Source organism: Pseudomonas sp. R1-1 (assembly GCF_051132135.1).
Classification (GTDB): domain Bacteria; phylum Pseudomonadota; class Gammaproteobacteria; order Pseudomonadales; family Pseudomonadaceae; genus Aquipseudomonas.
This window is the reverse complement of sequence record NZ_CP071663.1, coordinates 1,855,930-1,882,064: the sequence shown is the minus strand read 5'-3', so window position 1 is coordinate 1,882,064 and position 26,135 is coordinate 1,855,930. Positions and strand designations below refer to the sequence as shown.

General features: G+C 52.5%; 21 protein-coding genes. 9 read left to right on the top strand and 12 right to left on the bottom strand.

Annotated features, from left to right (window positions below):
• Both kdpA and kdpF read right to left on the bottom strand, forming a co-directional pair.
• Entirely contained in the window at positions 1-1,695 is a 1,695-nt protein-coding gene (gene kdpA, locus J3P75_RS08625) for a potassium-transporting ATPase subunit KdpA (RefSeq protein ID WP_434709933.1), read from the bottom strand.
• A gap of 8 nt (positions 1,696-1,703) precedes the next feature.
• Positions 1,704-1,793, bottom strand: a complete 90-nt coding sequence (gene kdpF / locus J3P75_RS08620; protein ID WP_007899818.1) for a K(+)-transporting ATPase subunit F — start codon at positions 1,791-1,793, stop codon at positions 1,704-1,706.
• Positions 1,794-2,190: 397 nt separating this feature from the next.
• Between kdpF and eat the strand changes: the two genes are divergently transcribed.
• The 3 genes from eat (at position 2,191) to J3P75_RS08605 (ending at position 4,544) form a co-directional block, all read left to right on the top strand.
• The gene (gene eat, locus J3P75_RS08615; protein WP_434709932.1) at positions 2,191-3,555 is read left to right on the top strand and encodes an ethanolamine permease; all 1,365 of its coding nucleotides are present in this window, start codon (positions 2,191-2,193) and stop codon (positions 3,553-3,555) included.
• Between the two features lie 129 nt (positions 3,556-3,684).
• A complete protein-coding gene (locus tag J3P75_RS08610; RefSeq protein ID WP_203418912.1) occupies positions 3,685-3,852 on the top strand; it encodes a DUF2897 family protein in 168 nt (55 codons plus the stop codon).
• A 137-nt stretch (positions 3,853-3,989) separates the two neighbouring features.
• Entirely contained in the window at positions 3,990-4,544 is a 555-nt protein-coding gene (locus J3P75_RS08605; RefSeq protein ID WP_434709931.1) for a TetR/AcrR family transcriptional regulator, read from the top strand.
• Here the strand turns inward: J3P75_RS08605 and fabF are convergent.
• The 4 genes from fabF to J3P75_RS08585 all read right to left on the bottom strand — a co-directional run bounded on the left by fabF (position 4,541) and on the right by J3P75_RS08585 (position 9,282).
• Positions 4,541-5,815 (bottom strand): beta-ketoacyl-ACP synthase II, encoded by a 1,275-nt coding sequence (gene fabF, locus J3P75_RS08600; protein ID WP_434709930.1) that lies wholly within the window; start codon positions 5,813-5,815, stop codon positions 4,541-4,543. The genes J3P75_RS08605 and fabF overlap by 4 nt on opposite strands.
• Before the next feature lie 17 nt (positions 5,816-5,832).
• Entirely contained in the window at positions 5,833-6,630 is a 798-nt protein-coding gene (locus J3P75_RS08595; protein ID WP_434709929.1) for an SDR family NAD(P)-dependent oxidoreductase, read from the bottom strand.
• Positions 6,631-6,841: 211 nt separating this feature from the next.
• Complete coding sequence (locus J3P75_RS08590) at positions 6,842-7,177, bottom strand: ComEA family DNA-binding protein (RefSeq protein WP_434709928.1); 336 nt, start codon at positions 7,175-7,177, stop codon at positions 6,842-6,844.
• A 110-nt stretch (positions 7,178-7,287) separates the two neighbouring features.
• Positions 7,288-9,282: a polysaccharide biosynthesis protein gene (locus tag J3P75_RS08585; protein WP_434709927.1), complete on the bottom strand. Its 1,995-nt coding sequence runs from the start codon at positions 9,280-9,282 to the stop codon at positions 7,288-7,290.
• Between the two features lie 298 nt (positions 9,283-9,580).
• Between J3P75_RS08585 and J3P75_RS08580 the strand changes: the two genes are divergently transcribed.
• The 6 genes from J3P75_RS08580 (at position 9,581) to J3P75_RS08555 (ending at position 20,178) form a co-directional block, all read left to right on the top strand.
• On the top strand, positions 9,581-10,567 hold the full coding sequence (locus J3P75_RS08580; protein WP_434709926.1) for a glycosyltransferase family 2 protein: 987 nt from the start codon (positions 9,581-9,583) through the stop codon (positions 10,565-10,567).
• Between the two features lie 378 nt (positions 10,568-10,945).
• Positions 10,946-11,764 (top strand): ABC transporter permease, encoded by an 819-nt coding sequence (locus J3P75_RS08575; protein WP_434709925.1) that lies wholly within the window; start codon positions 10,946-10,948, stop codon positions 11,762-11,764.
• Positions 11,754-13,112: an ABC transporter ATP-binding protein gene (locus J3P75_RS08570; RefSeq protein ID WP_434709924.1), complete on the top strand. Its 1,359-nt coding sequence runs from the start codon at positions 11,754-11,756 to the stop codon at positions 13,110-13,112. Before J3P75_RS08575 ends, J3P75_RS08570 begins: the two co-directional genes overlap by 11 nt.
• 4 nt (positions 13,113-13,116) lie before the next feature.
• The gene (locus J3P75_RS08565) at positions 13,117-18,054 is read left to right on the top strand and encodes a glycoside hydrolase family 99-like domain-containing protein (protein WP_434709923.1); all 4,938 of its coding nucleotides are present in this window, start codon (positions 13,117-13,119) and stop codon (positions 18,052-18,054) included.
• 160 nt (positions 18,055-18,214) lie between these two features.
• Positions 18,215-18,808: an adenylyl-sulfate kinase gene (gene cysC, locus J3P75_RS08560; protein ID WP_434709922.1), complete on the top strand. Its 594-nt coding sequence runs from the start codon at positions 18,215-18,217 to the stop codon at positions 18,806-18,808.
• The gene (locus J3P75_RS08555) at positions 18,805-20,178 is read left to right on the top strand and encodes an FAD/NAD(P)-binding protein (protein WP_434709921.1); all 1,374 of its coding nucleotides are present in this window, start codon (positions 18,805-18,807) and stop codon (positions 20,176-20,178) included. The genes cysC and J3P75_RS08555 overlap by 4 nt, the downstream gene beginning before the upstream one ends.
• On the opposite strand, the gene J3P75_RS08550 is transcribed toward J3P75_RS08555, so the two are convergent.
• Genes J3P75_RS08550 through rfbB form a run of 6 tightly spaced genes read right to left on the bottom strand, consistent with a single transcriptional unit; the run spans position 20,175 to position 25,986 of the window.
• On the bottom strand, positions 20,175-21,194 hold the full coding sequence (locus tag J3P75_RS08550) for an MraY family glycosyltransferase (protein WP_434709920.1): 1,020 nt from the start codon (positions 21,192-21,194) through the stop codon (positions 20,175-20,177). The genes J3P75_RS08555 and J3P75_RS08550 overlap by 4 nt on opposite strands.
• The gene (locus tag J3P75_RS08545) at positions 21,191-22,153 is read right to left on the bottom strand and encodes an NAD-dependent epimerase/dehydratase family protein (protein WP_434709919.1); all 963 of its coding nucleotides are present in this window, start codon (positions 22,151-22,153) and stop codon (positions 21,191-21,193) included. The genes J3P75_RS08550 and J3P75_RS08545 overlap by 4 nt, the downstream gene beginning before the upstream one ends.
• Positions 22,153-23,076: a glycosyltransferase gene (locus J3P75_RS08540; RefSeq protein ID WP_434709918.1), complete on the bottom strand. Its 924-nt coding sequence runs from the start codon at positions 23,074-23,076 to the stop codon at positions 22,153-22,155. Before J3P75_RS08540 ends, J3P75_RS08545 begins: the two co-directional genes overlap by 1 nt.
• 56 nt (positions 23,077-23,132) lie before the next feature.
• Positions 23,133-24,023 carry a glucose-1-phosphate thymidylyltransferase RfbA gene (gene rfbA / locus J3P75_RS08535; RefSeq protein WP_434709917.1) on the bottom strand — a complete coding sequence of 297 codons (891 nt, stop codon included), beginning with the start codon at positions 24,021-24,023 and terminating at the stop codon, positions 23,133-23,135.
• The gene (gene rfbD, locus J3P75_RS08530) at positions 24,020-24,913 is read right to left on the bottom strand and encodes a dTDP-4-dehydrorhamnose reductase (RefSeq protein ID WP_434709916.1); all 894 of its coding nucleotides are present in this window, start codon (positions 24,911-24,913) and stop codon (positions 24,020-24,022) included. The genes rfbA and rfbD overlap by 4 nt, the downstream gene beginning before the upstream one ends.
• Complete coding sequence (gene rfbB, locus J3P75_RS08525) at positions 24,910-25,986, bottom strand: dTDP-glucose 4,6-dehydratase (protein ID WP_434709915.1); 1,077 nt, start codon at positions 25,984-25,986, stop codon at positions 24,910-24,912. The genes rfbD and rfbB overlap by 4 nt, the downstream gene beginning before the upstream one ends.
• Between the last annotated feature and the right edge of the window lie 149 nt (positions 25,987-26,135).

Here is a 26,135-nt window from a genome sequence, read left to right as displayed (position 1 = left end):
TCAGAAGCCCAGGCTCAGATGTTCGGCAATCGGGCCCAGCGCCAGGGTCGGCAGAAAGGTCAGGCCGCCCACCAGCAAAATGGTCACGGTCAGCAGGGTCACGAACAGCGGGCCGTGGGTCGGGAAGCTGTTCTGGCCGATCGGTGCGGTTTTCTTCAGCGCCAGGCTGCCGGCCAGTGCCAGCACCGGCAGGATGTAACCGAAGCGCCCGATCAACATGCCCAGGCCGAGCATCAGGTTGTGAAACGGCGTGTTCGCACTCAGGCCACCGAACGCCGAGCCGTTGTTGGCGCCCGCCGAGGTGTAGGCGTAAAGCAACTGGCTGAAACCGTGCGGGCCGGGGTTGCTGATGGTCGCCGCCGGACCAGGCAAGGCAGCGGCAATCGCGCCGAGGACCAGCACGCTGACCGGCATCACCAACAGCGTGACCACCAGTAATTGCACTTCCCGCGCCTGGAGTTTCTTGCCGAGGTATTCCGGGGTGCGCCCGATCATCAGGCCGGCGAGGAACACTGCGATCAGCACGTTGAGCAACATGCCGTAGAGCCCGGCACCGACGCCGCCGAAGATCACTTCGCCGACCATCATGTTGACCAGCGCAACCATGCCGCTCAGCGGGTTGAGGCTGTCGTGCATGCCATTGACCGAACCGTTCGACGCCGCCGTCGTGGTCACCGACCACAGCACGGTGGCGGTGGTGCCGAAGCGCGCTTCTTTGCCTTCCAGCGGCGCGGTCTGTTCGACGGCGGCGTTGTTCAGGGTCGGGTTCGGCTGATATTCGGCCCACAGCGAAGTAGCACCGCCGATCAGGAACAGTGCCAGCATGCAGGCGATGATCGCGCGGCTCTGGCGCAGGTCCTTGACGTAGTGGCCGAAGGTGAACACCAGCGCTGCCGGAATCAGAATGATCGACGCGACTTCGAACAGATTGCTCCAGGCCGTCGGGTTCTCGAACGGATGCGCCGAGTTGACGCCGAAGAAACCGCCACCGTTGGTGCCCAGTTGCTTGATTGCAATCTGGCTGGCGGCCGGGCCCAGCGGAATGACTTGATCGACGCCCTGCAGGGTCACCGCGTTGACGTATTGCGCAAACGTCTGTGGCACGCCCTGCCAAACCAGATACAACGCCAGCAACAGGCACAGCGGCAACAGGCCATAAAGGGTGGCGCGGGTCATGTCGACCCAGAAGTTGCCAAGGGTCTGCGCCGATTTACGGCCGATGCCACGGCACAGCGCGACCAGCACGGCGAGGCCGGTGGCGGCGCTGACGAAGTTCTGCACAGTGAGGCCGACCATCTGGCTCAGGTAGCTGAGGGTCGCCTCACCGCTGTAGGACTGCCAGTTGGTGTTGGTCATGAAACTGACCGCAGTGTTGAACGCCTGCGTCCACTCTTGGCCCGGCAGGTTCTGCGGGTTCAGCGGCAGGTGGTCCTGGAACAACAGGATCGCGAACAGCAGCAGAAATCCGGCGAGGTTGAACGCCAGCAGCGCCAGCGTATATTTCTGCCAGCTCTGCTCCACCTGCGGATCGACCCCGGCAATGCGATAGCAACCGCGCTCGACCGGACCGAGAATCGGCGTTAGCCAGGTGCGCTGGCCTTCCATTACCTTGTAGTAAAAGCGTCCCAGGAACGGCGCCGGCAGCAAGACCAGCGCAAAGAAACCGAGGATCAGCCAATAGTCATAACTGTGCATAGCCGCTCCTAGTTCCGGTCCGCGCGCAACAGCGCAACCAACAGATAAATGAACAGCCCCACTGCCAACAGCAGTGACACCCCGTCCAGAACGCTCATGGAAGATCTCCGTGTAACGGCGTATTGCCGCGTGTGGAGTGATTGTCGGGAAGGAGGCTGTAAAGGAACGAGAGCGAGGGTCATGGCGGGGCATAAAGAATGCGTAAAGAGTGGGTTTATGCGGGTTTTACGGGCAGATTTCTTGTGGTTGTACAGGCCCCATCGCGAGCAGGCTCACTCCTACAGTTGGAATGCGATCCCCTGTAGGAGTGAGCCTGCTCGCGATAGCGGCATTAACGGCAACATCGCACCCAACTGGCGCACAACACCAGCACATCCAGCGCAGATCATCCCCGCTGCGACAGCTTTGAACTCATTACGACTTGTTTCAGCGTAATGGCACGCCCACTGCACACGGCCTCCTCTGAAGCTTTCCAATCCTTCAGGGAGCAAGCGCATGAACACACAACTCAAACCCACGCTCGGCACGCTGCACCTGTGGGGCATTGCCGTGGGGCTGGTGATTTCCGGGGAATATTTCGGCTGGAGTTATGGCTGGGGCGTCGCCGGCACACTGGGTTTTCTGGTCACCTCGTTCATGGTCGCGACCATGTACACCTGCTTCATCTTCAGCTTCACCGAACTGACAACCGCGATTCCTCATGCCGGCGGGCCGTTTGCCTACAGCCGCCGCGCATTTGGCGAGAAAGGCGGATTGATCGCCGGTCTGGCAACGCTGATCGAATTCGTCTTCGCCCCGCCAGCGATTGCCTTGGCGATTGGCGCGTACCTCAATGTGCAATTTCCGGCACTCGACCCGAAACACGCAGCGGTCGGTGCGTACATCGTGTTCATGGGCCTGAACATTCTCGGCGTGAAACTGGCCGCAACCTTTGAACTGATCGTCTGTGTGCTGGCGGTGGCTGAATTGCTGGTGTTCATGGGCGTGGTCGCGCCGGCGTTCAGTTTCAGCAACTTTGCCCTCAACGGCTGGGCGGGGTCAGATGTCTTCGGCGCACCGGCGATTGCCGGGATGTTCGCGGCGATTCCGTTTGCGATCTGGTTTTTCCTCGCCATCGAAGGCGCGGCGATGGCCGCAGAAGAAGCCAAGGACCCGAAACGCACGATCCCGAAAGCCTACATCAGCGGCATTCTGACCCTGGTGTTGCTGGCGATGGGGGTGATGTTCTTCGCTGGCGGCGTCGGCGACTGGCGCACCCTGGCCAATATCAACGACCCGCTGCCGCAAGCGATGAAAACCGTGGTCGGCGACAACTCCGGCTGGCTGCACATGCTGGTGTGGATCGGCCTGTTCGGGCTGGTGGCAAGTTTCCACGGGATCATCCTCGGCTACTCGCGACAGTTCTTCGCCCTCGCCCGCGCCGGGTATCTGCCAGCCTCGCTGGCGAAACTGTCGCGTTTCCAGACACCGCATCGCGCAATCATCATTGGCGGCATCATCGGCATCGCGGCGATCTACAGCGATGGCCTGATCAACCTCGGCGGCATGACGCTGACCGCAGCGATGATCACCATGGCCGTGTTCGGTGCCATCGTGATGTACATCATGAGCATGCTCAGCCTGTTCAAACTGCGTAAATCGGAACCGAATCTGGAACGCACCTTCCGCGCGCCGTGCTACCCGTTGGTGCCGATGATTGCGCTGGTGCTGGCGGTGGTGTGCCTGGTGGCGATGGCGTGGTTCAACACGCTGATCGGGCTGATTTTCCTCGGTTTCATGGCGGTCGGGTTCTGCTACTTCTTGCTGACCGGACAGCTGCGCGCCGATGCGCCGGCGGATGCGATGTTGACCGGTCTGTGACACCGCTCGGGTGTGCCGGGCAGAAGCGGCCTAGAATGGAACCACTGCGAAGTCGTTTCGCTCAAAGGTGGTATGCAGCGTCGTATGGCGAAATTCTCGTCCGTCGAGCTGCCCTTAAGGAGAGCCGTTATGCCCTGGTATGCCTGGTTGATTCTGGTTGTTGCAATCGGCTCGATCGTCGGTGGCTTGATGATGTTGCGCGACACCGCCAACAAGGTCGAACTGACCGATGAGGAACGCAGGCGCGTTGCCCAGCGCAATGCCGAAGCGGATGCCAAGGACGCAAACGATCGCTGAAACCAACCCCGCCTGACCGGCGGGGTTTGCTTTTTATATAGCTATCGGATCTGACCGCACGCTTTTAAGAAGTAGAAGTACAGTCACCATCTAATTTTCCTTGGTTAAGATGCGTGCATTGTTGCGGAGAGTTCCCGATGCGTTATTCGCAAGACCATAAAGCCCAGACCCATCAGCGCATCATCAAGGAAGCCTCGGCGCGCTTTCGCAAGGACGGCATCGGCGCCACCGGCCTGCAACCTCTGATGAAAGCGCTGGGGCTGACCCATGGCGGTTTCTATTCTCATTTCAAGTCCAAGGACGATCTGGTCGAAAAGGCCCTGCAGGAGGCCGGCAACCAGGTCGACGGTTTGTGCGCAGAGATTTTCGCCCAGGACAATGCGCTGGATCTGTTCATCGAGACTTACTTGTCCGAATGGCATCAAACCTCGCCCGACGAAGGCTGCCCGCTGCTGACCATTTCCTCCGAACTGGGCCTGCGCGGACAACCGAGCCCTACCAGTGACGAAGTACTCAACGCACGGCTGACGCAAATCGAGAACAGCCTCGACGGCGAGAACAATGCCGACCGTGCCGTCGTGATCATGTCGACGCTGGTCGGCGCGTTGCTGCTGTCACGCAGCGTCGCGGATGCCGGGTTTGCGCAACACATTCTCGACGTCACCCGCGACCATCTGAAGAATCGCGACTAAGCCTGCCAGCGCTTGAACAACACGCTGGCATTGACCCCGCCAAAACCGAAGCCATTGGACAGTGCATGCTCGATCGGCATGGACCGCGCCTGGCCATGGACGATGTCCACCCCTGCACTCGCCGGGTCCGGGTTGTCGAAGTTCAGCGTTGGCGGCACCACCTGATCACGAATCGCCAATAGCGTGAAGATCGCTTCCAGCCCACCGGCGGCGCCGAGCAAATGCCCCGTGGCGGATTTGGTCGAAGTGACAGCGATTTTGTTTTCGGCACCGAACACCGCCTTGATCGCCGCCAGTTCGCCAAGATCGCCTACCGGCGTCGACGTCGCATGAGCATTCAGATGCTGGACCTGCACCGGCTCGATAGCGGCCTGCGCCAATGCCAGCTCCATTGCACGCTGTGCCCCGCTGCCATCCTCCGGCCCGGCGGTCAGGTGGTAAGCGTCGGCACTGGTGCCGTAGCCGACGAGTTCGGCTAACGGTTGTGCGCCACGTGCCAGGGCATGTTCGAGTGATTCGATGACCAGCAGACCGGCGCCCTCGCCCATCACGAATCCGTCGCGACCGCTGTCGAACGGGCGCGATGCGCTCTCAGGCGTGTCGTTGTAGCCGCTCGACAGCGCCCGCGCTGCGGCGAAACCGGCAAGACTGACACGGTCGATGCAAGCCTCGGCCCCGCCGCACACCGCAATGTCTGCTTCACCGGAACGAATCAACCGCGCCGCATCGCCGATCGCCTGCACGCCGGCGGCGCATGCTGTGACCGGCGCACCCAACGGCCCCTTCAGACCATGCTGAATAGAAACGTGCCCAGCAGCGAGGTTGACCAGAAACGATGGAATGGTGAACGGCGACAAACGCCGAGGACCCCGGCTGTCGGTGGTGCGCACCGCATCAGCGATCGCGCCAAAGCCGCCGACTCCAGAGCCGATGATCGTCGCGGTGCGCTCTCGGTCCTTATCCTCTTGCGGATGCCAGCCAGCTTGATCCAGCGCTTGCCGGCCGGCCTCCATGGCAAACAGGATGAAGCGGTCCATCTTCTTCTGTTCCTTGGGTGGCGTAGCGCGATCCGGATCGAAACCGGCTTCAGCGTCCTCCTCGACAGTGGGCACACTACCGCCAACGCGGGTCGGCAGGTCAGCAACCACCGCATCGGGCAAATTACGCAACCCGGAACGCCCGGCGAGCAAACGCTGCCAGACGATTTCAACATCACTGCCCAAGGGTGAAACCAGGCCCATGCCCGTGACGACGACTCGACGCGAATCCATACTCTGCTTACCTCCGATCAAGATTTATAGCGTTGCGCCGCAGCACTGCGCGACAGATTCGGCACCATCGCATGGCGCGCAGCAACGAATGCCTGCCATTCACCCGCGTCAGGCAGCGAAGGAATGGTGATCAACTCACCCTGATCCAGCCCGGCCAGCGCCGCATCGACCATTTCATCCACTTCCATGATCATCTCCGCCGGAATGCCACTGGCGTCGGTACCCGAGCGCGCCCAGATTTCGGTACGCGTCACGCCGGGCAATACAGCCTGAATCTGCACCCCGGTACCCTCGAGCTCGGTATGCAACGACTGCGTCAGACTCAGCACATAGGCCTTGCTCGCGCTATAGGTGGCGTTGAACCGCTCAGGAAACAGCGCCACCACCGAGGCGATATTGATGATCGTGCCACGGCCAGCCTTGGCGAAACTGGCGGCAGCGGCCGATGCCAAGCGGGTGACCGCGGTGATGTTCAACTGGATCAGTTGCTCCAGCTGATCCAGATCGGCGTTGGCCAGCAAACCGTTTGCCGCAACACCAGCGTTATTGACCAGCAGACTGATGCTTGAATCACTGCGCAGCCGCTGCTCGAGTTTGAGCACATCATCTTTTTGCGTCAGGTCCGCTTTCAGCACTTCGACCTGCACACCGTACGCTTCCCGCAAGCGGCTCGCGGCACTTTCCAGACGATCCTTGTCGCGGGCTACCAGCAGCAGATCAAACCCGCGTGCTGCCAGGCGATCAGCGTAAATCGCTCCTATGCCGGACGAGGCGCCAGTGACGAGCGCTGTACCTTGGGATTTTGCGGAATTCATGAAAATGCTCCACGAAGGCTGGGTGAAAAGGGTTGCTCGATCACGTCGGCTCGACCGATCGGCAAATTATTATAGGCATAATTTTAAGGCTATATGATAGTCGTAATTTTACATACGCAATGCCCCACATCATGCAAGCCGCCGTAGAGCATCAGTGCGCAAATCAAAAAAGGCCGGTCAATGACCGGCCTCTTGGCGTTGTACATCCAGCTTAGTTGACTTCCAGCTTGTCGCGGTTGCGATCCAGAATCGCCTTGCCAATCCCCTTCACTTCCAGCAACTCATCCACCGATGAAAACGGTCCGTTTGTATCACGGTACGCAACAATAGCTTGCGCCTTGGCTTCACCGACACCCGCCAGCTCTTTCTGCAGTGTTGCCGCATCGGCTTCATTAAGATCGACCTTCGCACTCTGCGCAGGCTTCGCCGATTCCATCACAACAGGCGCCTTGCCGGCTTCCACGGGCACAACAGGTGCCGCAATCGCGGCGATCGAGGCGCTGGTCAGGAAAGCGAAAATCAGGGAGTAGAAAAAACCGGTACGCATAAGTGACGCTCCATCATCGTTTGAGAAAGCAGCTTTTCCGAAGCTGCTCTCCAAACGTAGGTCATGACGGGGTTATGTCAAAAATGCGAGCGTTACAGAATGTGAAACAATCAGGGCTCGAGGCGGCGTTGCTGGTAGATCCAGTCGACGATCTCACCGTCGGGGGTGTAGCCGCTGACGGTTTCACGAAGGAGCTGGCGGACGCGGGTGTAGTCATCCCTTTCAACGGCAGCGAGCAGTTCGCCAAGCCTGTTTTTCAGCAATTCCCAAGATATATGATCTTCGTTCGCGGTCATGATCATTGGATGCGGTGTTGCTTCAACGTTTTCACCGATCAACAGCTCCTCGTAGAGCTTTTCACCAGGGCGCAACCCAGTGAATTCGATAGAAATATCCCCTTGGGGATTACGCTCCGAGCGGATGCTCAAGCCGGACAGATGGATCATCTTTTCTGCGAGCTCAACGATCCTGACAGGTTCACCCATGTCAAGAACGAACACGTCCCCCCCCCGCCCCATGGACCCAGCCTGAATGACCAATTGCGCAGCCTCAGGAATCGTCATGAAATATCGAGTGATTTTAGGATGCGTAACTGTAAGCGGTCCACCCGATTTGATTTGGCTGTGAAACAAGGGAATGACCGAACCAGAAGATCCGAGCACGTTACCAAAACGAACCATAGTGAAACGGGTTTTGTTGACTCTGGAAACATTACTCTTGTCGCCAAACATCACAGGTGCGACTTCATGGCTGAGTGCCTGCAAGACCATTTCCGCCAACCGTTTGGTTCCGCCCATCACATTTGTCGGGCGAACCGCCTTGTCAGTGGAAATCAGGACGAAGTTCGATACCCCGGACTGCAGCGCGGCCTGAGCCGTATTGAGTGTTCCCATGACGTTGTTCAGAACACCCTCAGCAATGTTGTGCTCGACCATCGGAACGTGCTTATACGCCGCCGCATGGTAAACAGTGTCAACCTTCCAGGTTTTCATCACATCGAGCAGTTTGTCCTGATGGCGAATGGAACCAAGAATTGGCAACAGGCGTACGGATATCGACTCTCGGCAGGAGCGTTGCTCAAGCTCGGAGAGGATCATATAAAGGTTAAATTCGCCGTGATCAAAAAGTATTAAAGTCTTGGGTTGCAGCGAGAAGATTTGTCTGCAAAGTTCAGAACCGATTGACCCCCCGGCGCCCGTGACCAATACGGCCTTGTCTTTGATGCATCGCTCCAAAAGATCAGGTTGAGCAGGAACAGAATCGCGTCCCAGCAAATCGGCAATATCCACTTCCTGAATGTCTTCGACCTTCACCCGACCACTGGCAAGATCCGTGAAATTGGGAACGCTGCGAACGTGCAAGGGAAATCTCTCGAGAAAATTCAGAATTTCTCTTCGCCGCGCGCGCGTAGACGACGGCAGAGCAAGAAGAATCTCCTCTGCCCCCGTGACCTCTATCATCTGTTGAATATTTTTCGGCTTATAAACCTGGAGCCCGGAGATGGATCGGTCAGCTATGCTCGCGTCATCGTCAATAAACGCAACTGGACGCATCACACGTCCCATGCGAAGCGCTGCGACCAATTGGTTTCCGGCTACTCCCGCTCCGTAAATCGCTACCTTGGTCAAACCATCTTCCCGATTCGTAAATGGCACATGCTGAGCAGCGGTGAACCAGTCCCCCATGAAATATTGCCGCATGCATAATCTCAAACCGCCGATGATTACGAGGCTCAACCACCAATAATTGAAAATGATCGAGCGCGGGACAACAGCATCATGATTGCTGTACCAGTAGACCACTACAGCCAGGATCAGAGACGACAGGCTAACCGCTTTGATGATCGCAATAAGTGCGTCGTTTCCAAAATAGCGCATGACCGCACGGTACATCCCGAATCGGATAAACAGCGGGATGGCTACGATCGGCGCGCAGGAGAAAAGCCAGACATGGACGCGCAGAGGATTGTACATATCGTCGATGCCCAGACGGACTATGAATGCAAGCCAAAGCGCGACCCAGACCAGCACAACATCGGTAGCTACCTGAAGCAGGCGCTTCTGACGCCGCGGAAGGCCCAAGAGAAATGTGCGTACTTTGTCCATATATCCTTCATGCGAACTAATGATTGAACTGCATGCTCCAAGCTCCGCGATTGTACTCAAGTGCGCCCATGTTGAGCCAGCAAGCAGCTTCGCAGACATGAAAAACCCGACTGCCTCGCTCTGGAGGGTCGTCCAAAATCCGTGAGCCTTCGCTAGGTCAACCCGATAAGATAGCGCTCCAGAGCATCGACCATAGCAGCATTCGCGAGAACACCTGTCGCGATTTTCAGCGCTCCATACTCACTTTGAGTGGACACGAAAACACTGCCAACGTTCATCTGCGCAACAGGATCCACTCATGACATTCCCTTCGGAAACTCGAGACCCTGCTCAAACCGGAGCCAACCGCCGTCCATCGCCCGCGCAGCCTTCGGTAGCGATATTATTGTGCACTTTTAATGGCGCAAGGTTTCTCGCCGAGCAAATTGATTCCATATTGATACAAACGCATTCCAATTGGATTATTCACGCGTCAGACGACGGCTCTTGCGACAACACCGTCAACTTGCTTGAAACTTATCGAAAAACCGTAGGACAAGATCGCTTCAGGATTTATCAAGGCCCGCAACAAGGTTTCGCGAAAAATTTCATTTCGTTGATAAAAAACAGCTCAATCGAAGCAGACTACTTCGCTTTTAGTGATCAGGACGACATTTGGCACCCCACTAAACTTGAGAAAAGCGTAAAGGTGTTACAAGGGATTGAGGACAGCAAGCCCGCTCTTTATTGCACGAGGGTACGATTGATCGATGCGGAGCAACGCTGCGTAGGCTTTTCTCCATTGCGTAAATATGCGCCTGCGTTCGAAAACGCGCTTGTTCAAAGTCTGGCCGGCGCAAACACCATGCTGATCAATCAGCCCGCACGAACACTGATAGCAGCTGTGCCGGACAAATCCCCTGTCGTTGCACATGACTGGCTCGCATACTTATTGGTCACGGCGGCCGCGGGCCAGGTCGTATATGACAGCACTCCATCGCTTGATTACCGCCAGCACGAAGGCAATTTGATAGGTAACCGAACCGGATTGAGCGCAAACTTCCAGAGACTCAAAAGATTTGCGACTGGAGATTTCAGCATCTGGAGCGATATGAACAGTCAAATACTCGATAGCATGGTTGGATATATGCCATTGCGAAACCGAACCCTGTTCAGTGACTTCAAAACGTTGCGAACGGCGGGGCTGGTAAAACGCATCAGAATATTTTTCAAAGTCGGTCTGTATCGACAGGGACCGCTGGAGAACTGGCTGCTGATCCTCGCACTTCTGCTGAAAAAAATCTGAAGTCATTACCGGACATCAGATTTATCGCCGTCGCCTGCCTCTTCGGCCTCCCACCAAAGCGGATGCCTCGAATTTTGAGCTGTGATAAAGTATTTCCGCCACAGGCGGGGTCAAGCTAGCAGCGAATGGCCAGCAATGCTGCGCATGGGGTGGAGGCCATCGTGCGACGCGTGTTCCCTTTCACTCCGACCATGGAGCATCCAATCCCCTGAGAAGGCGAGCGTCCCCTGAGGTTTCCTGGTTGGCCTCGATACCGCACGCAATACGCTTTACCGCCTAAATCGATCAACCCATTTTTGAGTAGCAGATGGATATTAGAATTTTTTGTTTTTATGCGTTGACCGACACGGACAAGCAGACAAGGGAGTGTTTGGCACCATGAAAACTTTTTCCATTAGTCCTCGAGAAATAATAGCTTCCAATTGGCGTAACAGGGGGCTGATTTCAGCTTTGATAAAACGCGAAATTATCGGACGATACAGAGGCTCAATCATGGGCCTGCTCTGGTCGCTGTTCAACCCGATTTTCATGCTGGTCATTTACACATTTGTATTCAGTGTCGTATTCAAAGCACGCTGGAGCGTAGACAGCGAATCAAAAACCGAATTTGCGTTAATGCTGTTTGCAGGCCTTATGACCTTCAACTTATTCGCAGAGTGTCTAAACCGCGCACCAAGCTTAATCTTAAGTAACGTAAACTACGTAAAAAAAGTTGTTTTTCCGCTTGAAATCCTGTCTCTGGTCACTTTCGGCTCAGCGCTTTTTCATTACTTGGTAAGTTTGACAGTATGGTTAGCTGCCTCGCTGATACTTTTCGGAAAAATTGAACTTACCACTCTGTGGCTTCCAGTCATTCTAGGACCGCTGGTGATGATTACGCTCGGCCTTGTCTGGTTCTTGTCTTCACTCGGTGTCTATCTACGTGACGTAAGCCAGATCATTGGTGTTTTAACATCCGTACTGATGTTCATGTCACCTATTTTTTATCCAATAACGGCTCTCCCTTTGGAATATCGTTATTTGCTGTCCGCCAACCCACTGACTCCCGCAATAGAAAATGCCCGGGCGGTTCTTTTCCGCGGTCAAATGCCTGACCTCGCTGCTTTGGGTATCAGCTACATAATTGGAGCCATCGTATTGTACCTTGGGTTCGTATGGTTTCAAAAAACACGAAAGGGATTTGCCGATGTCCTCTGATTGCGCGATTGTTGTTAGTCAGCTCAACAAAAAATTTCAAATCTACGACAAGCCTCGCGATCGACTTCTGCAGATGCTGTCTTTCGGCAGAAAGCATTATTATCGGGAGTTCCCGGCAGTAAAAGACGTATCGTTTACCATCGAGAAAGGACAAACCGTCGGTATCGTCGGCCGAAACGGAAGTGGTAAATCAACGCTGCTGCAGTTGATCTGTGGAACACTGAATCCTTCTTCAGGAAATATAACGACGTACGGCCGGGTTGCAGCTCTCCTTGAACTCGGCTCGGGATTCAACCCAGAGTTCAGCGGGCGTGAAAACGTATTCATGAACGCCGCCGTTCTCGGGCTCACCCGAGAAGAAACCAGCGCTCGATTCGAAGAGATTGAGCGCTTTGCTGAGATCGGCGACTTCATCGACCAACCGGTAAAAACCTACTCAAGCGGCATGATGGTTCGCTTGGCGTTTGCCGTTGCGATCAATGTCGATCCGCAGATACTGATTGTCGACGAAGCGCTGTCTGTTGGCGATGAACGCTTTCAACGCAAGTGCTTCGCCAGAATCGAAGCTATCAAGTCGACCGGTGCAACAATTCTCTTCGTATCTCACTCAGGGAATACAGTCATCGAGTTGTGTGACCGGGCGATTTTGCTTGATGGCGGAGAGAAGCTCGCTGAGGGCCCACCCAAATTCATCGTTGGCCAATATCAGAAACTGCTTTACGCCCCCAACGAAAAAGTCAGCGCGCTGCGCGAGGAAATCAAGAATTCGGCTCCGGAAGGACCACCGACCGGCGTTGAGTGGACGTTCGCAGAAGACACGTCTGACTTTGCTCAGGACAGCGAAGACTACGATCTTGACGAATTCTTCGATCCAAATCTGATTTCCAAGAGCACATTGTCCTATGAATCACATGGCGCTTTGATCTCCAGGGCACAAATTTTCAATGACGCCGGCGATCAGGTGAATTGCCTGAAACGCGGCCGTATTTATCATTATAGATATACCGTTGAGTTCGAGCTTGCCGCATCTGCTGTGCGCTTCGGAATGATGATCAAATCGCTTGGCGGTGTCGAACTAGGTGGCAGCACCAGCGCCTCCAGACTCCAGGACGCGCTCACTTCCGTGTCCGGCGATTCAAAGATACAGGTCGAGTTCAAATTTCACTGCGACTTGAACCCTGGGACCTATTTCATGAACGCGGGTGTAGTCGGCCTGATCGAGGAAGGTGAAACGTACCTTCACCGTTTAATCGACGCCTGCATGTTCCGGGTGTTACCTGTAATGGAAAATATCGCGACAGGCCCGGTAAGCTTTAAATGTGAAGCAACTTATAAAGAATTGGCGTAAGAACATGATGAACACACCGCTCTCTTCCAAAAAAATAATCGTCGTATTGGGAATGCACCGCTGCGGCACGAGCGTAATCACTCGTGCGCTCAGCACGCTGGGGGTCGATCTTGGCAATCATCTGATGCCAGCTTCCGGGGGAAATAATGATAAAGGGTTCTGGGAAGACGTTGACTTCAACGAACTGAACATCGAGTTGCTCAAGACACTTGGTCACGACTGGCATTCCCTGGCACCTGTAAGCCCCGAAGAATGGCTGAATCCTGTTCTCGATCAATTCAGGGCACAAGCGAAACAGATTATCGCAGAAAAATTCGAGGCTACCGACTGCTTCGGCGTCAAGGATCCGCGCATGGCGCGGACGATGCCTTTCTGGATCAATGTTTTTGACGAGATCGGGCTGGAAGCTTCCTACATAATCGCTTATCGAAACCCTGGAAACGCCGCCCGCTCGCTCGCCGCCCGAGATGGCTTCGAGCTTGAGAAAGGTTATTTTCTGTGGCAGGAACACATGCTCTTGAGCCTGAAATACAGTGAAGGCGCGCAGAGGGTGATTGTCGATTACGATTTGATGCTCAAGAACCCCAACGATCAGATCAAACGTATTGCTAGTAAGTTGGGCTTGAGCTACGACGAAAGCCACCCTGCTCTCAAAGAGTTTCTTGAGCATTTCCTGGAAAAAGATTTACGCCATCACAAAGTCGGATTGGACGACTTGATCGATGACAGATCAGCTACCGCAAGTTTAGTTCGCCTTAGCCAATTGATCGCTTCGCTGGCGAGTGAAAGGATTGCCGATGATGCCAAAGTCAAAGATACGATAAACGCATTATTTATCGAATTATTTGAAAATTATCCAGCCTACAAACTGATGAACATACTGGATCAACGATCAGCAGAACTTTTGAAAGCTCACTGGGGAAAGGATTTGCAGATCAATCAGCAAATGGAAGAGCGTGCGAGCCTCATGGAGACAATCAGCGCGCTTGAACATCAAGCAGAAAGCGCAAACAGCATGAATGAAATACAACAATCCAGAATTACAGAGCTAGAGGCTCGAGTGTCTGCCGAATTGAAGCAGCAACACGAGCTTCGCCTGCTTCTCGACGATCATGCATCGCAAATCAATACATTGCTGCAAACTACTCAGCAATTTTCTTCCGGAAAATTCTTGCTTAAAACACTTGCCCGCTTGATTGCCAAGCGGGCGCTCGCGCTCAACACCGTTAGCGAAGAAAGAATCCGCGCCCGAATCGTCAAGCTGGGATTGCTGGACGAAGAATTCTATCTGAACACATACAAGGACATTCAAAGCGCAAGACTCGACGCTATGGATCATTACCTGAACCATGGTTGGCAAGAAGGAAGAGACCCATCCCCCCACTTTTCCACCAGTTACTATCTCGAGGCTTATGAGGATGTGCAACGCACCGGCGTCAATCCTCTCGTGCATTATGTACGTCATGGCCATAAAGAAGGCCGATCGATTTTTGATATCAGTGGACACCGATACAAATTCGAACGTACCAGTCCCCGCAAGAGCAAATACGTTACTCTGGCAAAGTTGCTGTTAGACGAACCAGCGTTGCTTGGCCGTTTTCTTGCCGAAGCTAAACGCTCTGGCGTGCGCCAGGCGATCGCTCTCAGCAAGAGCCGCATTCAGCGAGAATATCGTCAGCCGGCAGCGATTTCGCAAAAACATGATACCGCTTCTCTCATGGAGTATGAAGTATATAAGATTGTACCGTTTAACCTTAATCCATATCTACAAGATATGCCTGTGATGGTCGCCAGGAAAGTTGCCGTACACCTGCACTTTTTTTATGAAGACATGGGTGAAATTTGCGCGAAATATCTTAAAAACATACCGGTGGAGTTCGACCTTTTCGTCTCCGTTCAACCCGGCACAGACGTTGAACGCGTTAAAAAATTCTTCATCGAACAACTGCCCCTCACAGCTGGCGTTTTCGTTGAACAGAGTCGAAACCGTGGAAGAGATATTGCGCCGCTTATCTGCATGTTCGGGAGCAGGCTTGAAACTTATGATTATGTTGGCCACTTCCATACCAAGAAGAGTCCTCACCGCGAAGATCTGAATGAGTGGTTTGACGCGCTCATGACGACCTTGTGCGGAGAACCGAAACAGATTGCACAGATTTTCAAACTACTTGAAGGTGATGCAAAAGTCGTATATGCCGCAGGTAATCAAGTAGTGCCTGGTGACGATGGATGGAGCGAAAATAAGGACATCGCCAAGGGAATCCTTGAACGGTATACAGACTTTGATATTGCGAACTTTCCATCAGTCGAATTCCCACAAGGCACAATGTTCTGGGCGAAGACAGAGAGTATTCGAGACTACCTCCTTCTTCCTTTGAACTATGAGGATTTCCCGGCTGAGCCAATTTTGCCTGACGCGACGCTAGCCCACGCTCTTGAGCGTCTGTTACTGATCTTCACTACGAAGGTTGCTGGTCGAAATTATCGAATTGAATCTCCGAGCCTGTCGACTGTGCCTCTGACGTACTACGAGGAGCAGAAGGATTACTCGACTTCAGTCGTCCACGACACGATCAAAGTACTAGCTTACTACCTGCCTCAATTCAGCCCGAATCCGGAAAATGATGAATGGCACGGTAAAGGCTTTACAGAGTGGCACAAGGTCCGTTCAGCCAATCCTCTGTTTCAAGGTCACTACCAGCAGCACGTCCCGCACGCTGATATCGGCTACTACAGCCTGGAAAGCCACCACCATATGGCCGTTCAGGCCGCGCAGATGGAGAAGGCCGGGGTCCACGGGATGATTTTTTATCATTACTGGTTCTCAGGTAAGTTGATCCTGGAAAAACCTGCGCAGATGTTGCTCGAACACCCGGAAATCAACATGCCGTTCAGTTTTTGTTGGGCGAATGAAAACTGGACTCGGCGCTGGGATGGCAATGAACAGGAAATATTGCTCGGGCAGGTCTATTCAAAAGAAGATGCTCTGGGCTTTATCAGATATCTGATTCCTTTCTTCAAGGATGAGCGATACATCAAAGTCGACGGCCGACCGCTACTCTTTGTTTATCGCCCGTCTTCGATGGAATATGTCGAAGACTATATCAATATTTGGGCAGAGGAATGTGCGGCCAACGGAATCAGCGCTCCATATGTCGTAGCAACGTTAACCCGTGGAGCTACCGCTCCGCAGAATTATGGAATGGATGCAGCCGTCGAGCGGGTACTTCAAGACTGGACGGGAGGTGCAGTTCCCGACATCAATCACCAGAAACGACCTTACTGGCCGGTTAACGGAAGCATCCTCGATTACAGTTCCGTCGCAGATCATTATCAAGAAAAAGAGCTGTGCAACGACTACACACTATTCCGCTCATTGGTTCCGACCTGGGACAACACGGCACGGTATGGCACCGAGGCTTATGCTTTGGATGGCTTCACAACTTCGAAATTCCAGAATTGGCTGGAACATTTGATTGACTATTCTGAAAAGAATCTTCCGGAAGATCGGCGCTTCGTTGTGATCAACGCCTGGAACGAGTGGGCAGAAGGGGCACACCTGGAGCCCGACACTCGCTTTGGCTACGGTTACTTGAACTCCGTAGGCAGAGCTTTAAGCGACTATAAATTCGACGATCTAGACCATGTTACGCTCGACAAAGATACGGTTATCAACATATCTATCAGCGCTCATGCTCAAAAACGCATATCTGCCAATCGTGAATTACGCAACGCTTTCTACCACTGCATAATGAATTCCAGTGTATTCACCAAGTATACGGTAACCGTTTCAAACGACCATTTACACGATTATCTGGACACGAACGGAATTACCGTTGAAAAGACCAGCCACCTCGATTCCGGCCTGACTCTAGAGTTCAATGACATATATCTGTTCCCGGATTATTCCATTGAAAACCTTATCAAGATGTCCAGCCGACATATTGGATACAATATCTGCGCAAGCGTTAAAAACACCGAGGCATTTGCCGCCGATGCAAAAAGTAACAATGGCGTAATAAGCTTCAGTCAGCGCTCCGGCATGATATTGAAGTCGGGCCAACGAAACGCTGGTTATAAAGAATGTGGCATCGCACCGTGCTTCATGTTGAACATATCGGAACAGTCTGCTGCCAATTCACCAGAGACAGTGTCAACAATTATACGCTTTCATAAGCAGGGCAATAAAAAACTGCTTACAAATTGTCTGTTGTCGCTAATAACTCAAGATCGATGCCATATTCGACCTATCCTTGCTATCCAGGATATGGCTACGGAAGAAATTGAACTCTTGAAAGCGCAATTGGCACGCCTGCCTTGGATGAATACAGCTTTCCCAGAGGTTCAATGCTATTACTCCACCCCCGAGATGCCAGATCTGCGCTCGGTCATGTTGAACGAGTCGTTGAAATCCGTCGAAAGTGGATTTGTCACATTTCTTGATTACGATGACGTGGTCTTTCCTGATGCATACAGAAGAATGGCCGATCGACTAATTGTTACAGGGAAAAATGCAACCTTCGGTCGCGTATATTCGACTAATGTTCATTCCGACAGCGGCTTGGTTATCTCAAGAGACAAGACCTACACATACGGCCGTACTTTTGAAGACTTTCTCGATGTGAATCACGCTCCGATACACAGCTTCATGCTAAATATGGACAAATGCAATATAGCGGCAATCGAGTATTTCAACGACATGAAGTACATGGAAGATTATTACCTGACATTGCAGCTTTTCACCGAGCGGGATACGGATTGGAAATCGCTTGATACCGATATGTTCATCGGCGACTACATTCATCGCATCGATAGCAAGGACAGCAATACCCTTGCAGTTAACGATAAGGAAGAGCGCCAGTCACTTTTGAACAGTGAGCCGTATCTGCTTTCAGAAGAACGTGTCAAGGCATTGCGCTCGCGTATTAGACAGTCACAGTAATATCAGGAAACGCCCTCATACTGGATCTCGGAATAGCATCTGAACGAGAATGCAGTAGAGGGCGTTTTTTGGCTTTAATCAGGCGTCTTTATTGCTCTGCTTCATACTGATATGCTCCCATTTTCAGCATTTCGTTTTTTGTACACGACCAGAGGAAGAGATGAACACTGACCTCGTGTTCCACCCCACCGCCGTCACCCCGTCGGTCAGGGCTGCAGCAAAAGCACAAACGCCCATCGTCATTTGGTTCACAGGTCTCAGTGGTGCTGGCAAGTCAACCATAGCCAATGGACTGGAGCAGGCATTATTGGGGAAGGGTCGTCATACTTTTCTTCTAGATGGCGACAACGTGCGCCTCGGCCTATGCCGTGACTTAGGCTTTAGTGACCAGGACAGGGAGGAGAACATTCGCCGCATCGCTGAAGTTTCGAAGCTGTTTCTTGATTCGGGCCTTATCACCATCGCCTCCTTCATCTCCCCTTTCCGCCAAGACAGAAGCATCGCTAGAGACATCATTGGTCGCGATTCTTTCATAGAGGTGTTTATTGACGCACCTTTGCTAGAGTGTGAAAAACGCGATCCCAAAGGCCTGTATAAAAAAGCCCGTGCCGGCTTTATTAAAAACTTTACAGGCATCGACTCTCTTTATGAAGAGCCTTTATCACCCGACATCCACATTGATACGTTCAAAAATAACATCGAACAATCGGTACAGATTATTATGGATCACCTAGAGCAGCGGGCACTGCGATGAAAACTGTTGTCATTGTTGGTGCCGGATTTAGTGGGGCTGTTCTAGCCGCCCAGCTTCTGAAGCAGCACATCAATGATGTGCACTTGGTCTTAATAAATCGCTCCGGACCAATGGGCCGCGGACTGGCTTATGGTACCAATAGCGCAGTCCATCTTTTAAACGTTCCCGCCGGCAACATGAGCGCTTACGCTGAACATCCCGGTCATTTCCTGAATTACTGTAATTCTAAAGGCCTCAACGTCACAGCTTCTTCATTTGTACCCCGCCAAATCTATGGGGAGTATCTAAGCGACATTCTGAAAAAAGCAGAAGAAACAAGCGGCGGAGGGATGTCTTTTCAGCAAATAAACGCTGAAGTCTTGGGCATTCGATATCAAGATAATCAATTCGAAATTACAGTAAAAGATGGAACTTGCCTGCATGCAGCACATGCTGTTTTAGCGCTGGGCAACTTCTCTCCCGCTGTCCCCCATGAGTTGAAAGCACTTCTGGGCTCCTGTTACTATATTCAGGATCCTTGGGCAGCTCAAATAAATCAGAAGCCACTTGAACCGAATGAATCAGTTCTTCTGATTGGAACCGGGCTGACTGCTTTAGACACCGCCACAAGATTGTTGCAGCAAGGGCACTTGGGTTCGATTTACATGCTTTCGAGGAGAGGGCTATTGCCTTTACCCCATCGTAGAGGCAATCGTCAGGCAGCGCTGGATTACCCTGTCCAAGAAGAACTATTGCAGAGCCACCCTTCGGTGCTGAATTACTCCCTCACTCTCAGAAGCATAATTAAACGCACAGAATATGATTGGAGAGATGTGATTGCGGCCATACGCCCCATCACCCATAAACTTTGGTTACGCTTAAACCATTGTGAACGGAGTCGTTTTTTAAGGCATTTACAGCCTTATTGGGATATACATCGACATCGGGTCGCCCCCGACTCTTTCGATGTATTCAAAGCTTCCTGCGACCGCCGTCAGGTTAAACCTTTTGCAGGGCGCATACAGAGTTTTTCAATTTCCGACAATCATCTCTCACTACTTATAAAACCTCGTAGCTCTGAATCGTTGATTGAAATCGAGGTAGGTAGAATAATCAATTGTACCGGACCAAACACCAATCTTGAACTAGTCAACGAACCGTTGATAAATCAACTCATGGAATCCAAGCTGGTACTTCAGGACGAACAGAAGCTGGGTTTACTCGTCAATGACGATCTCACACTTGCAAACGAACTGCCAGAAGGTGGCGCTTCATTAAGCTATATTGGCCCTATGCTGAAGGCGAAATACTGGGAGGCAACTGCAGTTCCAGAACTTCGCAAATATGCTGCCGAACTCGCTGCATCTATCGCACACAGACTAAAAAGCTAACGCTTGTCCGGTAGCATACGTCCAGCTCTGAGTCTGAACGCTAAATAACATAAGGGGGTATAGGCAAGAAGCATACCCAGAATAGGCTCTAGCCCTTTAGCAGCAGCCAATGCTAAAGGGAACAGCCATAGAATATTAATAGCCAATATATAACCAGTCGTATGTTTATGACTCTCAAGCTTTATTGCTGCGTGCTGATACGCGTGAGAGCGATGTGCTTGATAAATTTTCTCTCCTCGCAGGAGGCGCTGTAACAGGGTCCAGGTTGCATCCGTAATAAACGCTGCCAAAAGTATAAGCCAGCTCCAAAATAACGCTGGCGAAGCTGCAGCACCCAATATGCTCAAGCCCCCGAGGATGATTCCAAGGAAACCGCTGCCGGCATCCCCCATGAAAATCCTTGCGGGTGGGAAGTTCCACCATAAAAAGCCCGCAGTTGAACAAGCGAGAAGCAGTGGACCCCATATCAGACTTGGCGTTCCTGCAAACCAATAAATCAGGCACATACCCAAACAAACACTGATTGCCTCGACGCTCGCGAGTCCGTCAATACCATCCATAAAATTATATAAATTCAACATCCAGACTAAATAACACAGCGCGAAAACTGTAGTCAGCATTCCCGACTGGATCGTAATTCCGAGTAGTTGCAGTGACGGAAATCCGCTCATCCAGTACAATAACCATGCTGCAGCACTGAAATGCCCAACCAGCCGCCATCTGGCGGCTATATGCCCATGATCATCAGCGAATCCCAGAACGGCTACAATTGTACCGGAGCCCAGAAGCGCACAGAGCACCTCCAAGCTCATAACACCTATCCCACTCAAAAACGTCAGGCTGGACAGAAATGTGAGCACAATAGCGACACCCCCACCTCGGGGCGTGGGTATACAATGCGAACTTCGCTCATTTGGAATATCGATCAAACTTTTGGCTAGTGCATACTTTCGCAAAAGCAAAGTAAGAGCCCAAGAGGTGACGCAGCAGACCGGTAGCAACCACAAAGTGATCATTTGGAAGTATGTTCCTGGTAATACTTGACTGTACGGCGAAAAGTCTCATCCATAGCGGATGATGGCATCCACCCCAACAGTTTTTGGTTCTTTTCAATATCAATCTGTAGCGATCCCAGTAGTCTGTCGGCAATGCCTTGCCTTCCCAAGAGCTTTGCTACCCATTGCAGAAAATGTTGAGGCACTGGTATCAGCCGAGATGGTTTTCCAAGCGAGCACGAAAGAAGAGACAACAATTCGGAAGTAGAAAGGTCCACGCCGTCTCCAGCAAGGAATACTTGATTACTCGCTGAAGGATGATCAATACAAGTGATTATCAAGCTGAGCAGATTATCGATTGATACCAGGCTGCGCTTGTTATTAATTCCCCCTAAAGGTAAAGGGATGCCAGTATCCAGCCACCTTAGCATGTTTTGGAAATTTGCTTTCACGCCAGGCCCATAAACAAGTGGAGGTCGAATGATTACAACTTCCAAGCCTGACTCATGAGCCAACTCTCTCAACGATTCTTCCGCCTCGTATTTTGAAACACCGTAAGCATCAGAGGGATTCGGAAGATCATCAGCCCGAAAGCGCTGCCCAGCAGAAGTTTGCTCACCATTTACTTTGATTGAACTGATAAATATGAAGCGCTTCACTCCCGATGACACAGCTCTTCGAGCCAAACGAAGCGTACCATCTACGTTTACCTTGCGGAATGAATCAAGAGCCTGCGCAGCAATATCGTTCATGACATGAACACGCGCAGCGGTATGTATAACTACATCTATATCAGTCAAATCAGGCAATTGCTCAGGCTGAGTCAAATCACATTTAACCACTGGACACAACCCTCTTAGCCGGGAATTGCCACGCAGTGCTGCAACAGGCTGAAAGGCTCGGTCTACTAATAATTTCAAGACCGTCGCCTCGCCGACAAATCCATTCGCACCGGTTACCAGCACCCTCGGGGCGGTCATTATTTTTTCCCCCCACCGATCAACGCGGTCAACCAACAAATGCAGAAAAAAAAGAATTTATCGCGTACTCGCCGTCGACACTTCCATGCACTAAAGGACAACTTCAACAGCTCCGCTCGACGCAAATCAAGCCAACCGCTTATGAACGGATCACTTTCAAGCTTGAGCAGCGCGCATATTAATTGAACCTGTTTGAACCACCAGCCATCGTGAATAATCTTGTATCGAGCGATAAGCGATCGCACCCCTTTATTTGCACCGACCTGATTATTCTCGTGCTGTCTGTAACTCATTGACGGCTCCGGATCGATGAACCAGCGGTATCCATTGCGTCGAGCGAACGCATAACAATACCAATCGTGCAGGGTGACAGCTTGCAGATATCGCCAGTTAGTCATGATTGACTGTTTGAAATCCGCGGCGAGCTTTCTGCACATTACATAGGTGCACCCGGGCCCCGCAGCTTCGAAAACATAATCCCAGCTAACTTGAGGTTGAGCCTTATTTAACAGGTGACGTTGGCCATCAGGCCAAAATGCTGTCACGTTGCTGGAGTAAGCGTCAACCTGAAGAATTTGAATAGCGGAAACGGCGCGACTGAGTTTATTTTGAAACCAGATGTCGTCCTGGTCTGAAAATGCAACGAAATCATAGGAATCAAACGGAACATCCCGTATCAGACGGAAAAAATTACCTGAGGCACCGCCGAAACTACCGGCCATTGGTAGTAAAACTACCTGCGGATGTCTGGCAGCATAATTTGCACACCAGGCTTCCGTGCCGTCACTGGAAGGGTCGACACTAATGAATACAGTTACGTCCACTCCAGTCTGAGACAGGATCGAGGTGATCTGTTCCTCGATCCAAAGCATGCCATTATACGCAGCTAGTAAAATTGCAATCCTAGGATATTCTGCTGGCATGCCGTCTCTGCTTACACCGTTAAAACATGATCGCCTAAAAAGCTCGAGCACTGCAGTCAGTGGGAATCAGAGTCCAGAATTTTCTTCAAATACTGACCATACCCTGTTTTCTTCAGCGAATCAGCTTGAGCCGCCACTTGATCGGCGGTGATCCAGCCATTGTGATAAGCAATTTCTTCAAGGCAAGCCACTTTCAATCCTTGGCGCTGTTCAATCGTATGAACGAAATGACTGGCCTCAAGCAATGAATCGTGTGTCCCTGTATCCAGCCAGGCGAATCCGCGGCCGAGCATTTCTACGTTGAGTGTTTTCTGTTCAAGATAGGCGCGATTGATATCAGTAATTTCCAGTTCGCCGCGCTCGGAAGGCTTGATGCTTTTAGCGATGTCGATCACTTGATTGTCATAGAAGTAAAGACCGGTCACAGCGTAATTCGATTTAGGCTTTGATGGCTTTTCTTCAATGCTCAGCGCACGCCCGGTTGCATCGAACTCAACGACACCAAATCTTTCCGGGTCGGAGACGTGGTAGCCGAAAACGGTTGCGCCCGACTTCTGCGAACCCGCAGAGCGCAGGTTTTCGGAGAAGTGGTGGCCGTAGAAAATATTGTCACCGAGAATAAGACAGCAAGGGTCATTCCCGATGAACTCTTCACCAATAATGAAAGCCTGTGCCAAACCGTCAGGGCTAGGCTGTACGGCGTAACTCAGTTTTATCCCGTAAGTGCTGCCATCCCCCAAGAGTTTGCGAAAGCATGGAAGATCTTCCGGTGTAGAAATGATAAGAATCTCGCGCATCCCTGCAAGCATAAGTACCGATAACGGATAAAAGATCATCGGCTTGTCGTAGATCGGCAACATCTGTTTCGACACGCCCAGAGTCAACGGGTGCAGGCGCGTGCCCGAGCCACCGGCGAGGATGATGCCTTTACGATTTGTCGTGGTCATTTGTTCAGAACTTCCCTAAGCATTCGGGTTACACCACTTTGCCAATCCGGCAAGTGTAGAGAAAAATTGTCGCGCAGCTTCTGACTATTCAATCGTGAGTTCAGAGGACGACGTGCAGGTGTCGGATAGGCTGTGGTTTCAATCGGGTTGACCGCCGTTACAGCTAACTCCTCACCTTGGGCTTTAGCGAAGTCTATGACGTGACTGGCATACCCATGCCAGGACACTTCGCCCGCAGCGGCCAAGTGATAGAGGCCAGCCAACTCTGGACGACTGATAACTCGCTGAATAGCAAACGCCGAAACGTCAGCAATCAGATCAGCACCGGTTGGAGCACCAATCTGATCCGCAATCACATTCAATGTTTCGCGATCCTTGGCCAAGCGCAGCATGGTCTTAGCGAAGTTGTTGCCGCGCGCACCGTAGACCCAACTAGTGCGGAAGATCAGATACTTGCAACCCGACGCGATAATCGCGTGTTCGCCGGCGAGCTTGCTGGAGCCGTAATGGTTTACCGGCGCAACAGCGTCCGTTTCCTGCCATGGCGTCACGCCCTGACCATTGAAAACGTAATCCGTAGAGTAATGAACCAGCCATGCGCCAGACGCTGCGGCTTCTTCGGCCATGACACCACTGGCAGCGCCGTTTACGCGATCAGCTAACTCGGTTTCCGACTCAGCCTTGTCGACCGCCGTATAGGCTGCGGCATTAACAATGACGTTCGGTTTTACCTGACGGATCGTTGCGCGCAAAGATTCAAGATTGGACAGATCACCGCTGAGGCCATCAACAAGATGCCGATCGAGAGCGACCAGCTCACCAAGCGGAGCCAGGGAGCGTTGCAGCTCCCAACCCACTTGGCCGTTTTTGCCTAGTAGAAGAATCTTCATGCTTTGCTCGAACGATCCGCGTAGTTCTGATCAATCCATTGTTGGTAGCTGCCGCTCTTCACGTGCTCCACCCACTCAGTGTTATTCAGATACCACTCGACAGTCTTACGAATACCGGTTTCGAAAGTCTCTTCCGGTGTCCAGCCCAACTCACGCTGAATCTTGCTCGCGTCGATCGCATAACGCACGTCATGACCAGGACGATCTTGAACATAAGTGATCAGACTCGCATGCGGACGGTGAGCCGAATCCGGACGCAATTCATCGAGCAACGCACACAGGGTATGCACCACTTCGATGTTTTGTTTTTCGTTATGACCGCCGATGTTGTAAGTCTCACCGATCACGCCTTCGGTGACGACTTTGTACAACGCGCGCGCGTGATCTTCAACATACAGCCAGTCGCGAACCTGATTGCCTTTGCCGTACACCGGCAGCGGCTTGCCTTCCAGCGCGTTGAGGATGATCAGCGGGATCAGCTTCTCAGGGAAGTGGCATGGGCCGTAGTTGTTCGAGCAGTTGGTCACCAGTGTCGGCAGGCCGTAGGTGCGGGCCCAGGCGCGAACAAGGTGATCGGAGCTTGCCTTGCTGGCCGAGTATGGCGAGCTTGGCTGGTAAGGCGTGGTTTCGGTGAAGAGGTCTTCCGGGCCTTCGAGGTCTCCGTACACTTCGTCAGTCGAAATGTGGTGGAAGCGGAAGTCGGCTTTACGCGTGTCGTCCAGCGCAGCCCAGTAGTGCCGCGCGGCTTCGAGCAGCGTGTAGGTGCCGATGATGTTGGTCTGGATGAACTCGGACGGGCCGGAGATCGAGCGGTCGACGTGGGACTCTGCGGCCAGATGCATGATTGCATCCGGTTGGTGCTCACGCAGAACGCGGTCGATCTGGTCACGATCGCAGATATCGACGCGCTCGAAGGCGTAACGCGAATTCTGGCTGACTTCTGCCAGGGACTCCAGATTACCGGCGTACGTCAGCTTGTCGACGTTGACCACCGCATCGGAAGTGTTGGAGATGATGTGACGGATAACTGCCGAGCCAATGAAGCCGGCGCCGCCGGTAACTAGAATTTTCACGCGAAACGATACCCTTGAGCTGCGGACAGCGCTGCCAGCGAGCGCGGTCTAATCCATGAATGCAGAGGCCACTTTCAGTTGGCATCCGTCAGAGTCAGTCTGAATCGACATGCAATACGGCACGATCGAACAAGGGACGCATTTTACAG